Here is a 15,080-nt window from a genome sequence, read left to right on the forward strand (position 1 = left end):
CACCTCATCCCGAAACTTTTCCTCGAAGCCTCCGCTCGGCACTGGAAGCCGGTCTCGGTGATGGAGCGAGGCGGTCGGGGGAGCGGCGGACACCGTCGAGGCCCGGCGCCCTCGGCGGCGGTGGACGCGTCAGTCTCGCCAGTGCTCCGGTTCCGGCGCCGAGGAAGTAGGCCGTCAGGTTCAGCGCCGCGCTCTCCACCCAGAAGCCCGGACGGCCCGGTACGAGCCCGCTGAAAGCGAGCCCAGCGAGCGCAACGGCCCCAAATCCGAGTCCGAGCCCGATGGCGGTCGAAAGCCGGTCGCGTGGCGGTCCGAAGTGCCATCCGATGGCGGTGCCCAGCGCGAGGCTGGCGGCCAGCGCGGGCCAGAGAATCGTCAACAGCAGAAGCATCGGGACGATCTCTCAGGAGCGCAGGGCGAGGCCGACGCCCTGCCCGGTGGCATTGGCGCGACCAGCGGGCGCGGCGACGATCCTGTCCGCCGGGATGCCGGCTTGGAGCAGATACTCGACGATCACAAGAGCTCGCTGTCGAGCCATGTCGGGTTCCGGCTCCGCCGGTTTCGCCTCTTTCGGGGCCTCCGCCTTGGCATCCTTCGCCGCCTTGTCGCCGGTCGCCTTGTCCTTGCCGTCCTTCGCCGGAGCCGGTTTGGGATCGGCGGGCTTCACCGGGGGCTTGTCGGTCTTCGCGACCACCGGCTTCGAGGCCTTGTCGGCGTCCCGAGCCTTCCCCGAATCGACGGAAGAAGTGTTATCCACTCCCGCATCGAGGGCGGGTTTCGGTGCGCCCGCGGCACCGGCCGGGTCGACATGCCCCGTCACCTCGATGCGCAGGCCGGTGCAGGCTTTCGCAGCTGAAGCCACCGCGTCGAGGGTCGGATAGAACTCCGCCTTCAGGGTGACGCTGCCGGGGGCGAAGAGCAGGCGGCGCCCCTCGATCGCGCGGTCGAACGAGCCCCGGCAGGCCTTATCCTCCATGGTCTCGCTGGCTGGCGGCTTGACCTCGGCCTGCCCCTGCCAACCGGCCGGCATCCGCCGGGAGAGGTCCATTTCGAAGCGTCCGGCACTCTCGCGGTAGAGGCTATTCCCGGAGAGCGCGAGAGTCCTGTCCGAGATGCGGATTTCGCCCGTGGCGAGCACGGACAGCGCGCTGATGCCGGCCTCGATGGCGCCGGTGAGATTGGCCGGCGCGCCCTCCGCGATGCGGCTTTTGTCGACGATGCGTTCGCGGAAGAAGCGCGGTCGCAGCGTCGCCAGGATACGGTCGCGCGTAGCGCCGTCGGGAAGATGTCCCGTCAGCGTCACCGCATCGCTCTCACGCCGGACCATGAAGCGATAGGGCGAGAGCGGCATGGCGGCGAGATCGACAGGCCCAGCCCTGGTGCCGGACGGTCGCCCGTCGCGCAAAAGCGCGTCGATCTCGCCGATGGCCTGCCCGTCGAGGGCGGTTCCTGAGACCGACAGGCGCGAGTCGGAATAGGTAACGCTGCCGTCCTGCAACAGGGACGAAAGCTGGAAGGCGAAGCGGCCGAGCGTGGTCGGATCGATCCCATCCGCAAGACCACGGGCGGTCTGCATCCGGTCGTCCACCGTGGCGCCATCGGCGGCGTCGTCCGCCATGGCGCGGATCTCCTCGCGGGCCGTCTCTGAGACAACATTACCCGAAAGGACGAGGTTGCCGCCGCGCTCGCGGGTCACCGCAAACCGGAAATCGGGGGTCGCTGCCGGCCGGATGTCGACCTTGCCCATGGTGAAGCCGGTCGGAGGATGGGCCAAGGCCTGTCTGACGGCCTCGTAATCTGCCACCGTCGATGCCTCGCCGCTGAGCGACACGGTGGTGTCGGCGATGGTGGCGCTGGCGCCCGGAGCCAGCGGCTTCAGCTGTTCGAGCGCGAAGGCAGAGGCGGCGGAAAAGTCCGGCGGTGCCCCGCGCGCGGCTTTCGCCTGATCGATGATCCTGGTCTCGGAGGGAAGCTCCGGGGCGAGCTTCGCGGCAAGGGCACTCGGACCGATCTCGACAGGCCGGTTGCCGGTCAGTTCGATCCGTTCCGGGCTGGTGCGTGTCGCCGTCCAGACGAAGGGCGAGGCATCCTCGACGATCCCGATACGCCCGACCACGTGGCGCAGGCCAGGCAGGCGCTTGAGCCTGTCGAGGGCCGCGACGCGCCCGGCCTCGTCGGGCGCCTCCCCGGTGGCGATGAGGTCACGGCCCCGTACCGTCAGGCGCAGCCAGGGCTCCAACCCCGTCTCGGCCGTCGCACGTACGACAGCCTCGGCGTTGTCGTCGAGCCGCCGCTCCGCGCGGGTGGCGAGGAACGGCGTCGCGACGCCGACGATGAGCGCCAGTCCGGGCAGGCCGACGGCCCAGCCGAATTTCTTGAGCAAGGGGGGGGACGGGAGGGCGGTCAATGCGAACCTCGGGGATCGGCCGCCACCAGACACCCGCTTCGCGGCATCTTGAAGACGCCGCAGGCTCATTCCCATCGATCGCCGCCTCTTTCCTTGTCCACATGCCTTCACCCCCGCGCGCGGACAAGCGCCGGGGGCATGGCCCAGAAGAAGCCCCAAACAGGGGACGCGGGACGCCGCGGAACCCATTGAGCGCTATAATAAGTTTGCCGGTCCCCCGGCGTCCCGTCAGGCTCCGGCGTTCCCGCCGGGGCCTGTTTTGCGTCGCGGTGTCTCCAGCGGTCCTCGCGTTGCGTCGCGCCTGAGGTGGTCGTGTTGCATCCCAGCCCGGCTGTTCGAACGGACTTTGCCCCGCACGCCCTCTCGTATTGGAGGGGCCGCAAACCTCGTCATGGCAGCCCAGAACGGGGTCGGTGCCGGGGCATTTAACTCCCGACCTACCGCGCCCCCATCCGAGCCAACAGACTATCGAGCCGCCGCCCGGGGCGATGGTGACCGAAACCACCGACGCAGGCACCGCCCCGCCGCCCCTTTCGGCCCGCCCGGTCGGTCACCGGACAGGCCCCCTTCGCTGGGCGGCAGGTGTGGGGATATAGGCATGGAATAGGAATTTTATCAAGAAGTTTCATGTGGCGGAGAACGGTCTCGGCCATGGGACCGCGATCGGGAAGCCTCGGCGATCTATGGCGTCCCATCGGGGGCGAAGGTCTCGTGAACGCTCCGTGCCCTCTGTCTCGGCAGGAGCGTTCTCGCCCCTCCGTGAGGTGCCATGACCCTGGCGGAGGGACCGGGATTCTCGTCCCCTTCCTCAATGCGGACAGTTCGGGGTCGTAAAGGGTCCCCCCGGCTTCCCCCGGTCGAGGGGGGCGCGTCACCGAGCGGGGGAGCCCGAGCCGACACGCTCTGCCGGGCGTCCGGTGCGAAGGGCGGCCCGCCTCACCCTTCCCGCTGCATCTCCAGCTCCAGCCAGCGGTCCTCGGCCGCCGAGAGGTCGGCCTCCGCCGCCGCGAGGGTCGCCGAGGCCTTCTGGAACAGGGCCGGATTGCGGCTGTAGAGCTGCGGGTCGGCGAGGACGGTGCGGATCTTGGCGATCTCGGTCTGCAGCTTCGCGATTCGCTCCGGCAGGGTCTTCAGCTCGTGCTGGTCCTTGAACCCCATCTTCGTCTTGGGTGCCGGAGGCGCGGACGTGCTGACGAGGCGGCCCGGCTTCACCTTGCCGTCGGGGCGAGGCGCGGTGGCGCTTTTGCGCGCCTCGACGCCCTGGCCGCGCTGCGTCACCATGTCGGTATAGCCGCCGGCATACTCGACCCAGCGCCCCTCCCCCTCGCTGACGAGGACGCTGCCGACGACGCGGTCGAGGAAGTCACGGTCGTGGCTCACCAGGATCAGCGTGCCGGAATAATCGGACAGCATCTCCTGCAGGAGGTCGAGGGTCTCGAGATCGAGGTCGTTGGTGGGCTCGTCGAGGACCAGGAGGTTGGCGGGCTGGGCCAGGGCTCGGGCGATGAGAAGGCGGTTGCGCTCGCCGCCGGAGAGCACCCTCACCGGGGTCCGGGCCTGTTCCGGGGCGAACAGGAAGTCCTTGAGGTAGCCGATGACGTGACGGCTCACGCCGCCGACGACCACGCTGTCACCGCTACCGCCGGTGAGCACCTCGGTGACCGTCATCGACGGGTCCAGCACAGCCCGGGCCTGGTCGAGGAGCATCATCTTGAGGTTCGTGCCCAAGGCGACGGTGCCGGAATCCGGTGCAGATTGTCCCGTGAGCAGGTTGATGAGGGTGGTCTTGCCGGCGCCGTTGGCGCCGACGATGCCGAGCCGGTCGCCACGCATCACCCGGATCGAGAGATCGTCGACGATGCGGCGCTCACCATAGGCCTTGGCGGCGTTCTTGGCCTCGATCACCAGGGCGCCGGAACTCTCCGCTTCGGTCGAGGTCATCGTCGCGGTGCCGACGGGGCGGCGGTCCTCCCGGCGGTCCTTGCGCAGGGCGTGGAGGTTGCCGAGCCGCCGGACGTTGCGCTTGCGGCGCGCCGTGACGCCGTAGCGCAGCCAATGCTCCTCGTCGGCGATCTTGCGATCGAGCTTGTGCCGGTCGCGCTCCTCTTCCTCGAAGAAGGCGTCGCGCCAGGTCTCGAAGGTGGAAAAGCCCTGCTCGATCCGCCTCGTGATGCCGCGATCGAGCCAGACGGTGGTCTTCGACAGGGCCGAGAGGAAGCGTCTGTCGTGGCTGATGAGAACGAGTGCGCCGCGCACGGACTTCAATTCCGCTTCGAGCCATTCGATGGCCGGCAGGTCGAGATGGTTGGTAGGCTCGTCGAGCAGCAGGATGTCGGGCTCGGGTGCCAGTGCCTGCGCCAGGGCCACGCGCCGCCCCTCCCCGCCCGACAGGCTCGCCGGGTTCTCGGCGCCGGTCAGGCCCAGGCTCTCCAGCAGGTAGCGGGCGCGGTAGGCGTCGTCGCCATGGGTGAGACCGTGCTCGACAAAATCGAGGGTGGTGGTGAACCCCGAGAAATCCGGCTCCTGCGCAAGGTAGCGGATCGTGGTGCCGGGCTGGACGAAGCGCACGCCCTTGTCGGGCTCGATGAGCCCACAGGCAATCTTCATCAGCGTCGACTTGCCCGAGCCGTTGCGGCCGACGAGGCAAGTCCGTTCACCGGGGGATATCGCAAGGTCGGCCTGTTCGATCAGCGGAGTGCCGCCGAAAGTGAGCGCGACGTTCTGGAGGGTGAGAAGCGGGGGAGCAGCCATGATGCGGGCTTATGGCAGCGCAGCCGCTCCCGAACAAATGCGGTTTTGCCTGTGAGGCTACATCGTCGGGTTAGCCGGGCCGGTTGGCGACGGACCGGGCGACACGGGAGCGGGGCTCGGATCGATCACGGGGATCTCCGTCGGGCTCTCGGTGGGCGCCTCGGCCGGCGTCGACGCGGGGATATCCGGCCCTGGAGCCGGCGGCGGCGTCTGGGGGGCCTCGTAGGGCGTATCGGGAACCGGAGCTTCCGGGATGGGCGCGGGATCTATCGGGCCTGGATTCGACATGGGCGGCGCCACCTGCTCGCGAAGTTTCGGGAGAGGGCTGGAAACGGGCGAGTGCCCGTTGCCGTTCCCCCGATGGCGCTCCTCAGCCCTTCTTGATCAGGAGCTGGTTGCCTTCCTTGCCGATGATCTTCTTCATCCGCTCGGCGAACAGGGCCAGCAGCATCGGCAGGCGCACTTCGATACGGACCGTCTCCGGAAGGACGTCGACCTCGCCGTCCACCTTCTGGCCCATGGCGGACATGGCGAAGTTCAGACGGTCGTCTGTCCAGGTCATGTGTTCGACATTGATTCCGGCCTTGGCGCAGGCCGCCTTCGCCTTGTCCAGCCCGCTCGAGATCCGCCGTTTCGCCTCGACGGGACCGATCTCGTGGGGAATCTCGACGATCAGGGGCTTTGCCATGGGGGAACCATCCTCAAACACGCATCCAGCCGTCAAGATGGGGCCGATCGCCATCCATGCAACGGCAACCGGCCCCTTAGTTGATCAAGCGCGGCAGTGAAACCCGCCTTTCGCGGAATCACCATGCGGCATCAGGAGGATGAGGCATGCCACACGTCGTCGCGACCCGGCACCGCCATCCTCTGGCATGCCCATGACGTCACGGGTTCCGCGTCAGTTCACGACCTTGAGCGAGACGTAGGTCGTGCCGCCCATGCCGAGCGCTCGGGCAGAGCCTTTGGCGAGATCGATGATCCGGCCGCGCACGAAGGGCCCGCGATCGTTGATGCGCACCACCACCGAGCGGCCGTTGCGCTTGTTCTCGACCCGGACACGGGTGCCGAACGGCAGGCTGCGATGGGCGGCGGTCATCCCGTTCGGATTGAAGCGCTCGCCATTCGCGGTCTTGCGACCGCTGCCGTACCAGGAGGCCGCGCCGGATTGGGCTGCGGCCGGTGCACTGAGTGCGGCGAGAGACATGGCGGTTCCAATAGCGGCAGCGGTCCAACGAACAGGCTTCATATTCATCCGCATTCCCTTTGTTGTTGCAGAGGCTGCGGAACATAGAGCCAATGAAGGCTGAAATGAGATCAGTAGAATGTGGCAAGGCCTGCCTCCATTAGCCTTCGGTGGTCTCAGGATGTGTGAATAAAATCTAAAGATATTGCAAATCGGGCGTGCGCTGAAATTCTATATTGAGAGCGGATGGAGGCGGTCGTTGACAGGTCTGGTCCCGTTCTCCAACGCCGTCACTGCCCGCCACATTGATGGCGAGACATCGCCGTAACCCGGCGTGCGGTGCATGGGAGGCGCGCGTCGCCCGTGACCCTGACGATACGGGAATGGCTGCCGATGGGGTGCGCGTGGGCTGAAAGCATCCGCGACGGGCTCGGACGAAGTTCCAAGTCGAACTCCAGATCGGCTGGTTGATATACGTTCGACCGTGATTTCATGGTGAACAGATAGTTAAATTTATTAAGCAAGAGATGGAAATTCGTCAGTATTGGAGCGGGTAGGCAAAATCTGCAGCCCCAAATCGAGACGCATTGTCTACACCCCGGCAACCTGCCCTTTACGTTAACGGCCCCATGGTCTGCCGGTCAGTCGCGTAACCGGTGTTTGCCATGGCTTCCCTGCGTACCGCGGTTGCCGACACCGTCGCCCGGAAAAGTGTCTCGCGTACCGGGCGACTCGTGTCGGCGCCGCGGATGGGTCTCGTACCCGCCGCCCAGCGTCTCCCTCTCGACGAAATCCTCGTCGGGGATTGCATCGCCGCCATGAACGCCCTTCCGGCGGCAAGCGTCGACTGTGTCTTTGCCGACCCGCCCTACAATCTCCAACTCGGGGACGGCTCGCTGTTGCGGCCCGACCAGAGCCGGGTCGACGCCGTCGACGACGCCTGGGACCAGTTCTCGAGCTTCGCTGCCTATGACGAGTTCACCCGTGCCTGGCTCACTGCTGCCCGCCGGGTGATGAAGCCGAACGCGACCCTCTGGGTCATCGGCTCCTACCACAACATTTTTCGCGTCGGTTCGGTGCTTCAGGACCTCGGGTTCTGGATCCTCAACGACATCGTCTGGCGGAAAGCCAACCCGATGCCGAATTTCCGCGGCAAGCGCTTCACCAATGCCCACGAAACCCTGATCTGGGCCTCCCGCTCGGCGGAATCGAAGGGCTACACCTTCCATTACGAGGCGCTGAAGGGCGGTAACGACGACGTCCAGATGCGTTCGGACTGGTTCATCCCGCTCTGCACCGGCGACGAGCGCCTGAAAGGCGCCGATGGCCAGAAGGTCCACCCGACCCAGAAGCCCGAAGCCCTGCTCGCCCGGACCCTGCTCTCGGCGACGAATGCCGGCGACGTGGTGCTCGACCCGTTCTTCGGCACGGGTACCACCGGGGCCGTCGCCAAGCGGCTCGGCCGGCGCTTCATTGGCATCGAGCGGGAGACGGTCTATGCCGAGGCGGCCCGCGCCCGGATCGACGCCGTGGAGCCGCTGTCCAAGGCCGCCCTCCTCGTCGCCCCGACCAAGCGGGCCGAGCCACGCGTCGCCTTCCTCAGCGTGATCGAGGCCGGCCATATCCGCGCGGGTGAGATCCTCACCGATGCGCGCGGTCGCCACGAAGCCGTGGTACGTCCCGACGGGACGTTGATGGTCGGGCCGGCCATGGGCTCGATCCACAAGATCGGCGCCCTCGTCCAGGGCTTCCCCTCCTGCAATGGGTGGGATTTCTGGCACGCCAAGCGTGACGGAAAACTGGTTCTGATCGACGTGTTCCGGGGCCGGATGCGGGCCGCGATGGGGTCGGCCGCCTAGTTCTCTCAACGGTGAGAGGATCGGACGCGAGCCGGCTTCTCCCGCAGGGTGAGGGTTCGCGCTTGTCCTATCGAGGACGCGTTTTCGGCCTGCCGCGCTTGCGCGGCGCCACAGGCGGGGGCGATTCCTCCGGCTCGTTGAAAAACCCCTCCCCGTCCTCGATCGGCGGCTTTGCCACCGCGCGCGGCACCGGCTTGGGCACTGGGCGAAAGCTCGGGCGCGGCTCGGGCGGCGGAGCCTCGACTTCTGCGAAGAGTGGCGTGTCCTGGACCGCCCGCATGGCCTTCGGCCGTCCGCGCTTCACGGCCTCGGGCTTCGGATCGAACGCATGGGCCAGCACCTTTTTCATGACGCCGGGCAACGGTTCCTCCTCGAGGTCGCGTCTGGGCGTGAAGCGCATGCCGGCCGGTGCCTTCGTGGCGAGGCCGACGCGGGCGACGAAGACGGTCAGTCCCAACGGGAAATGCGTGAAGACGTGGCGCACCACGCCCGGCAGCCGCTTCCATCGCGCGTCCAACGGAGCGTCGAGCAGGGCTTGGGCGACGTCGTAACCGCTCTCCCATGCGCTGGTCGGAGGCTCCGCCATGGCACCGAGCAGCCCCTCGGGGGGGCGGGTCCGCAGTAATACGGCCTCGTCGCCGCTACGGATCGCCACGAAGGCGGCGCCATAGCGCTCGACGCCCTTGGTTTTCTTGATCTTGCGCGGAAATGTTTCCTGCAGCCCCAGGGTGCGGGCCTCGCAGGGGGCCATCCAGGGGCAGAGGGCGCAGGCCGGTCGCTTCGGCGTGCAGATGGTCGAACCGAGATCCATCAGGCTCTGGGCGAAGTCACCGGGCCGCTGCGCCGGGACGAGGCTCTGCGTCAGCCGTCGGATCTCGGGACGCGCGGCGGGGATCGGCGTCTCGATTGCGAAGAGCCGGGTCACCACCCGCTCGACGTTGCCGTCCACTGCCGCTTCCTGCCTGTCGAAGGCGATGGCCGCGATGGCGCCGGCCGTATAGGCGCCGATCCCGGGCAGCTTGCGCAAGCCGTCGAGCGTATCGGGGAAGGCGCCGGCTTCCGTGACCGCCTTGGCGCAGGCATGGAGGTTGCGGGCGCGGGAGTAATAGCCGAGGCCGGCCCAAGCCGACATGACGCTCTCCTCCGGCGCCGCCGCGAGGGCCTCCACGGAGGGGAAGCGTTCGAGAAAGCGCAGGAAGTACGGTTTGACCGCCGCGATCGTGGTCTGTTGCAGCATCACCTCGGACAGCCAGACCCGATAGGGGTCCGGAGCTTCCCCCGGCAGGGCGCGCCAAGGGAGGACGCGGCGATGCCGGTCGTACCATGAAAGGAGATCGGCGGCCTGCGGGCCTCCAACAGAAGAACCGGTCGCTGCCGTGAAGTCCGGTGACATGAAATCCCGCGACATGAGATCCGGCGTGTTGGGCGCCCGTCCATACAGGGTGGCGGCGAACGATCAAAGCATTCGAAAGCCGACGCCGTTCGGGCTATCATGCGGCGTCCGCCCGCATCGGAAACTCTCGGAGCTCATGGCCCGCATCAAACCCCTCGCCGAGCTGATCGAGACCTGTATCGGACCGGCTTTCGCCGCGCAGGGGTTCGCCTCCACCGATATCCTCGCAGCCTGGCCCGATATCGTCGGCGAGCGCCTCGCCCGCTTCTGTCAGCCTTCGAAGCTCGAATGGCCGCGCCGTGCCAAGCGGGAGGAGCAGGGCCGGCCGGATCCAGGCACGCTCGTGGTGCGCGTGGAAGGCGTCTTCGCCCTGGAATTGCAGCATCTGGCTCCCGTGGTGATCCAGCGCATCAACGCCCATTATGGCTGGGCCTGCATCGGCAAGCTCGTCCTCAAGCAGGGGCGCGTTCATCAAGCCGTTCGCAAGCGGGTCGTGCCGCCCCTCGATCCGGTGAAGCGCGGGGAAGTCGCCCTGGCCGTGTCGTCCATCGGCGACGACGCGTTGCGTGACGCCCTCGATAGGCTCGGCGTGGCGATCGTGGCTTCCTCACCACCGCAATCTCGCTGAATCTCACTTCCGACACCATCCGTGTCGCGGCGCATGGAAGCGGGACCGCAGGTCCCGTCTTGTCAGATTGTTCGCAGGTCTCTACCGCAAGCCGCATGGATCGGATCTTCGAGCGGAGCCCGTCGACATCATGATCACCCGTCGCGACACTTTGAAACTCACCGGCATGGCCATCGGCGCGGCCGCGCTCCTGCCCCGGCTGACCCTCGATGCCTTCGCCCAGGATGCGAACCTCGCTTCCCTGATGGAGCCCGGCCCCCTCGGCGACGTGTGGCTGGGGCCGAAGGACGCCAAGGTCACGATCATCGAATATGCCTCGATGACCTGCTCGCACTGTGCCGCGTTTCACAAGAACACTTGGCCGGCTTTGAAGGAGCGCTACGTCGACACCGGCAAGGTCCGTTTCACGCTGCGAGAGTTTCCGCTCGATCCTCTGGCGACCGCGGCCTTCATGCTGGCCCGCTGCGACGGCGACGCGAAATACTATCCCATCACCGATCTGCTGTTCGACCAGCAGCAGGGCTGGGCCTACGTGCAGAAGCCGCAATCGCCGGTGGATGCCTTGGAGCAGATGTTGCGGCAAGCCGGATTCTCGAAGGAGAAATTCGAGACCTGTCTCAAGGATCAGAAGCTCTACGCTGCCGTGAACGCGGTGAAGCAGAAGGGGCTGGACACCTTCAAAGTCGACTCGACGCCGACCTTTTTCATCAACGGCGAGCGCTTCAAGGGCGAGATGACGATCGACGGGATGGAGAAGGTCATCAAGCCGATTCTGGGTGCCTGAGACCGAAGCTTGGCCTCCGATTGTCCTTCATGCATGGGGCGCATCGTTCAGGATCATCGCGAGGGCCTGTTTGTCTATATTTTACAGGAACTTAAGGCCTATTCGGCGCGCCTTGACACTCAAGATAGGCGAAACTATGGTGCGCCGCGCTTGACGGGGTTTTCAGGCCGGTTCCCTCCACTCTCGCCAATGTGAGTTTTCGCCGTGAGCGGTAACGACGCAGGGGATGGGAATGGAGATGGACGGCAGAAGCCGGACGAGGATCTCTCGGCGAGACTGAAGCATCTCGAGAAGCGGATCGAGGAGAAGCGGCCCGCCGCTCCTTCTCGCCCCTCGTCGGGTGCCGGTGGCTCCAACGGGGCGTCATCCTTGGGCCTGGCGATGCGACTCTCCACGGAGTTCATCGCCGGTGTCCTCGCCGGAGGCATTCTCGGCTGGTTGTGCGATCAGTTTCTGGGGACGAAGCCCTGGGGTCTGATCGTTCTGCTCATGCTGGGCTTCGCAACCGGCGTCTATAACGTCATGCGTGTCTCGGGCTCGCTCTCGAGGCCGGCCGCGAAAAACGCGGTCGACAAGAACCAGGATCGGGAACGGTCCTGATCGGCGAATTTTGCCGCTTTCGAGCGGTCCTGAGGCAAAGCGGGCATCTCGCCCGCTCGTGGACAGAAGGACGGTAGCGGCAATGGCCGTAAAGATGGATCCGATCCACCAGTTCGAGCTCAAGCCGCTCGTATCCTTCGGTCATATCGGCAATCAGGAAATCGCGTTCACCCAGTCGGCGCTGTACATGTTCGCCGCTGTCGGGATCATCGCGCTGATCACGATCGTGGCGACGGCGCAGCGCTCGGTGGTGCCGGGCCGGATGCAGTCCGTGGCCGAGGTGTTCTACGAGTTCATCGGCTCGACCCTCCGTCAGTCGGCCGGGCACGGGTCCGAGCGGTTCATGCCGCTGATCTTCTCCCTGTTCATGTTCGTCCTCGTTCTGAACATGTTCGGCATGATCCCCTATGCGTTCGCCGTGACAAGCCACATCATCGTGACTTTCGCGCTGGCGCTCCTCGTGATCACCACCGTCATCGTCTACGGCTTCATGGCCCACGGCACGAAGTTCCTGAAGGTGTTCGTGCCCTCGGGTGTGCCGGGCTGGCTGATGCCGATGATCGTCGCCATCGAGATCGTCTCCTTCGTCTCGCGGCCGATCAGCCTCGCGGTGCGTCTCTTCGCCAACGTGCTCGCCGGCCACATCGCCCTCAAGATCTTCGCGGGCTTCGTGCCGGCGCTTCTCGCCGCGGGTGCCTGGGGTGCGATCTCGCCGCTGCCGCTGGCTCTCAGCGTCGCGGTGACGGCCCTCGAGTTCCTCGTCGCCGGTCTGCAGGCCTACGTCTTCGCGACGCTCGCCTCGATCTACCTCAGCGACGCCCTCCACCCCGGCCACTAGGCCCCGGCGGTATCCCCTTCCGTCCCCGGTCCGCGGTTGCGGCCGGATTTCTCTCCACGCAACGAACGAACCGACACCAGGAGCAATTTGATGGATCCCTTAGCCGCTAAGTACATCGGTGCCGGCCTCGCCTGCCTCGGAATGGCGGGTGCCGCCATCGGCCTCGGCAATCTCTTCGGCCAGTTCTACGCCGGTGCCCTTCGCAACCCGTCGGCCGCTGACGGCCAGCGCGGCAACCTGCTCCTCGGCTTCGCGCTGACGGAAGCGCTCGGCATCTTCTCGCTGCTCGTCGCGCTGCTCCTCCTGTTCGCCGTCTAAGTCAGACGACGTTCGTCGACCCGACAGCAGACCCGGACCGGGCGCCCCATTCTTCTGGACGCGCGCCCGGTCCTCATTCACGAACTTACTTTGAGCGAAGGACGTCATGGCTCAGCCGGCCCATCCGACCGCAACCCATGAAGGCATCATGGCATCGCCCGCGTCCGAACATGGCGGCGGCTTTCCGCCCTTCGAGAGCCATACTTTTCTCTCGCAGCTGATCTGGCTCGCACTGGCCTTCGGCCTGCTCTATTACCTGATGGACAAGGTGGCCCTGCCCCGCATCCAGGCGATCCTGCACGACCGTGCCACGCGCCTCTCGTCCGATCTCGACGAGGCCCAGCGCATGAAGTCCGAGGCCGAGGCAGCCGGAGCCGCCTACGAGAAGTCGCTGGCCGATGCCCAGGCGAAGGCCCGCACCATCGCCACCGAGACCCGCGCTGCCTTGAGCTCCGAGGCTGAAGCCCGTCGCAAGACGCTCGAGGCCGAGCTCAACGACAGGATCGCCGCCTCCGAAGCCACGATTCGCACCCGCACCGCCGAAGCCATGGGCAGCGTTCGCTCCATCGCCGGCGAAACGGCCTCCGCCATTGTCGAGCGCCTCACCGGGACGGCTCCCGACCAGGCCAGCCTCGATACCGCATTGAACCGCGTCGCCATCCCGCACTGAGTGCGCCTGCAGCAGACGTGACCGGTCCGGCCCTGCCCTGCCGGACGCCAACGAAATAGGACGACGAGAATGTTGTTGGATGCCGAGTTCTGGGTCGCCGTCGCCTTCGTCCTGTTCATGGGCGTCGTGTGGAAGGTCGGCGGCTTCGCTCAGATCACCAAGGCCCTCGACACCCGCGGCCGCCGCGTTCGCTCCGAACTCGACGAGGCCCGCCGTCTGCGCGAGGAGGCCGCCACGGTGCTGGCCGACTACAAGAAGCGCCGCAGCCAGGCTGAGTCCGAAGCCGAAGCGATTGTCGCCGGAGCCCGCGAAGAGGCCCAGCGCATCGCCGACGAGGGCCACGCCCGTCTGAACGAGTTCATTGCTCGCCGCACCAAGTCGGCCGAGACCAAGATTGCCCAGGCCGAGGTTCAGGCGACCGCGCAGGTCCGCGCCGCCGCCGCCGATGCTGCCGTAAAGGTGTCCGAGGTGATCCTGCGGGAGCGCCTCCGGGGCGATGCGGCTCTATCGCTCGTCCGCTCCAGCCTGGACGAGGTTAAGGGGCGCCTTCAGGCCTGAGTGTTACCTCCATCGACGTTCGGAGAAAGCCGCCGCAAGGCGGCTTTTTTGTTCTCCGGCGTGCCGCTTCACACTCGTCCGCAGCACCCATCTCCATGGTATGGCAGCGCCGTTAGTCGCTCCGAAGAAAAATAATCCACGGAGATTCGATGCCGCCTATCATCTCCATCGCGGGCTTGTCCAAAGTCTACGCATCGGGTCTCCATGCCCTGAAGGACATCAACCTCGATATCGCTAGGGGTAAAATCTTCGCCCTGCTCGGCCCCAACGGCGCCGGTAAGACGACACTGATCAGCATCGTCTGCGGACTCGTCCGGGCAAGCGGCGGCACCGTTACGGTGGACGGCCACGACATCGCAAAAGACTACCGTAATGCGCGAAGAGCCATCGGCCTCGTGCCGCAGGAACTCACTACGGACGCGTTCGAGACGGTTTGGGCGACAACGAATTTCAGCCGGGGACTGTTCGGTTTGAAGGCCGACCCTGGTCATATCGAGCGGGTGCTGCGTGACCTGTCGTTATGGGACAAGAAGGACAGCCGCATCATGACGCTGTCCGGTGGCATGAAGCGGCGCGTACTCATCGCCAAGGCCCTCAGCCACGAGCCGCGTATCCTGTTCCTGGACGAGCCGACCGCAGGCGTAGACGTGGAACTGCGTCAGGATATGTGGCGCTTGGTGCGGAAGCTGCGTGACCAAGGCGTCACCATCATTCTCACGACGCATTACATCGACGAGGCCGAAGAGATGGCCGACCGAGTCGGCGTGATCCGAAAAGGGCAGATCATCTTGGTCGAGGAGAAGGCCGAGCTGATGCGCAAGCTCGGCAAAAAGCGGCTGACTCTGCAATTGCAGGCTCCGCTCCCTGCCCTGCCGGTCGAATTGGCCCCACACGGCCTCGCGCTATCGGCGGATGGTCAGGAGCTCGTCTACACCTACGATACCAAGGGCGAGCGCACCGGCATCACGACTTTGCTCACCGACCTCGCTGCGGCGGGAATCCCATTTCGCGATCTCTCCACGAGCCAAAGTTCCCTCGAAGACATCTTCGTCGATCTCGTGAGGGAGCAGGCATGAAGGTCGCCCCGA

Annotated in this window: 16 protein-coding genes; 9 read left to right on the plus strand and 7 right to left on the minus strand. The window is 66.2% G+C overall.

Going from position 1 to position 15,080, the window contains the following annotated elements; all coding sequences use genetic code 11:
• Positions 1 to 4 precede the first annotated feature (4 nt).
• The 6 genes from ACYQOP_RS23945 to ACYQOP_RS23970 all read right to left on the minus strand — a co-directional run bounded on the left by ACYQOP_RS23945 (position 5) and on the right by ACYQOP_RS23970 (position 6,365).
• Positions 5 to 391 carry a hypothetical protein gene (locus ACYQOP_RS23945; protein WP_461224558.1) on the minus strand — a complete coding sequence of 129 codons (387 nt, stop codon included), beginning with the start codon at positions 389 to 391 and terminating at the stop codon, positions 5 to 7.
• Between the two features lie 12 nt (positions 392 to 403).
• Complete coding sequence (locus tag ACYQOP_RS23950) at positions 404 to 2,407, minus strand: BON domain-containing protein (protein ID WP_461224560.1); 2,004 nt, start codon at positions 2,405 to 2,407, stop codon at positions 404 to 406.
• Between the two features lie 936 nt (positions 2,408 to 3,343).
• Entirely contained in the window at positions 3,344 to 5,158 is a 1,815-nt protein-coding gene (locus tag ACYQOP_RS23955) for an ABC-F family ATP-binding cassette domain-containing protein (protein ID WP_461224562.1), read from the minus strand.
• A 57-nt stretch (positions 5,159 to 5,215) separates the two neighbouring features.
• Positions 5,216 to 5,446 (minus strand): hypothetical protein, encoded by a 231-nt coding sequence (locus ACYQOP_RS23960; protein ID WP_461224564.1) that lies wholly within the window; start codon positions 5,444 to 5,446, stop codon positions 5,216 to 5,218.
• An 82-nt stretch (positions 5,447 to 5,528) separates the two neighbouring features.
• Positions 5,529 to 5,846, minus strand: coding sequence for a polyhydroxyalkanoic acid system family protein (locus ACYQOP_RS23965; protein WP_027172816.1), 318 nt, complete (start codon positions 5,844 to 5,846; stop codon positions 5,529 to 5,531).
• A 213-nt stretch (positions 5,847 to 6,059) separates the two neighbouring features.
• A complete protein-coding gene (locus ACYQOP_RS23970; protein WP_018044485.1) occupies positions 6,060 to 6,365 on the minus strand; it encodes a septal ring lytic transglycosylase RlpA family protein in 306 nt (101 codons plus the stop codon).
• Between the two features lie 644 nt (positions 6,366 to 7,009).
• On the opposite strand from ACYQOP_RS23970, the gene ACYQOP_RS23975 reads away from it, so the two are divergent.
• Positions 7,010 to 8,203 carry a site-specific DNA-methyltransferase gene (locus tag ACYQOP_RS23975; RefSeq protein ID WP_274534496.1) on the plus strand — a complete coding sequence of 398 codons (1,194 nt, stop codon included), beginning with the start codon at positions 7,010 to 7,012 and terminating at the stop codon, positions 8,201 to 8,203.
• Between the two features lie 67 nt (positions 8,204 to 8,270).
• Here the strand turns inward: ACYQOP_RS23975 and mutY are convergent, their stop codons facing one another.
• Positions 8,271 to 9,611, minus strand: coding sequence for an A/G-specific adenine glycosylase (gene mutY, locus ACYQOP_RS23980; protein ID WP_461224567.1), 1,341 nt, complete (start codon positions 9,609 to 9,611; stop codon positions 8,271 to 8,273).
• 121 nt (positions 9,612 to 9,732) lie between these two features.
• Between mutY and ACYQOP_RS23985 the strand changes: the two genes are divergently transcribed.
• From ACYQOP_RS23985 to ACYQOP_RS24020, 8 genes are all read left to right on the plus strand, one after another.
• Positions 9,733 to 10,224, plus strand: coding sequence for a DUF721 domain-containing protein (locus ACYQOP_RS23985; RefSeq protein WP_056430444.1), 492 nt, complete (start codon positions 9,733 to 9,735; stop codon positions 10,222 to 10,224).
• Between the two features lie 130 nt (positions 10,225 to 10,354).
• The gene (locus ACYQOP_RS23990; protein ID WP_056430592.1) at positions 10,355 to 11,008 is read left to right on the plus strand and encodes a DsbA family protein; all 654 of its coding nucleotides are present in this window, start codon (positions 10,355 to 10,357) and stop codon (positions 11,006 to 11,008) included.
• A gap of 204 nt (positions 11,009 to 11,212) precedes the next feature.
• Positions 11,213 to 11,608: an AtpZ/AtpI family protein gene (locus ACYQOP_RS23995; RefSeq protein ID WP_207410550.1), complete on the plus strand. Its 396-nt coding sequence runs from the start codon at positions 11,213 to 11,215 to the stop codon at positions 11,606 to 11,608.
• Positions 11,609 to 11,690: 82 nt separating this feature from the next.
• Complete coding sequence (locus ACYQOP_RS24000) at positions 11,691 to 12,446, plus strand: F0F1 ATP synthase subunit A (protein ID WP_018044492.1); 756 nt, start codon at positions 11,691 to 11,693, stop codon at positions 12,444 to 12,446.
• 90 nt (positions 12,447 to 12,536) lie between these two features.
• Positions 12,537 to 12,764 (plus strand): F0F1 ATP synthase subunit C, encoded by a 228-nt coding sequence (locus tag ACYQOP_RS24005; protein ID WP_018044493.1) that lies wholly within the window; start codon positions 12,537 to 12,539, stop codon positions 12,762 to 12,764.
• Between the two features lie 106 nt (positions 12,765 to 12,870).
• Positions 12,871 to 13,434 carry a F0F1 ATP synthase subunit B family protein gene (locus ACYQOP_RS24010; protein ID WP_207410551.1) on the plus strand — a complete coding sequence of 188 codons (564 nt, stop codon included), beginning with the start codon at positions 12,871 to 12,873 and terminating at the stop codon, positions 13,432 to 13,434.
• Positions 13,435 to 13,506: 72 nt separating this feature from the next.
• Positions 13,507 to 13,992 (plus strand): F0F1 ATP synthase subunit B family protein, encoded by a 486-nt coding sequence (locus ACYQOP_RS24015; RefSeq protein ID WP_207410765.1) that lies wholly within the window; start codon positions 13,507 to 13,509, stop codon positions 13,990 to 13,992.
• Between the two features lie 149 nt (positions 13,993 to 14,141).
• Positions 14,142 to 15,068, plus strand: coding sequence for an ABC transporter ATP-binding protein (locus ACYQOP_RS24020; protein WP_461224571.1), 927 nt, complete (start codon positions 14,142 to 14,144; stop codon positions 15,066 to 15,068).
• Positions 15,069 to 15,080: the final 12 nt, after the last annotated feature.

The sequence above is a fragment of the Methylobacterium sp. CM6247 genome, from assembly GCF_054817925.1.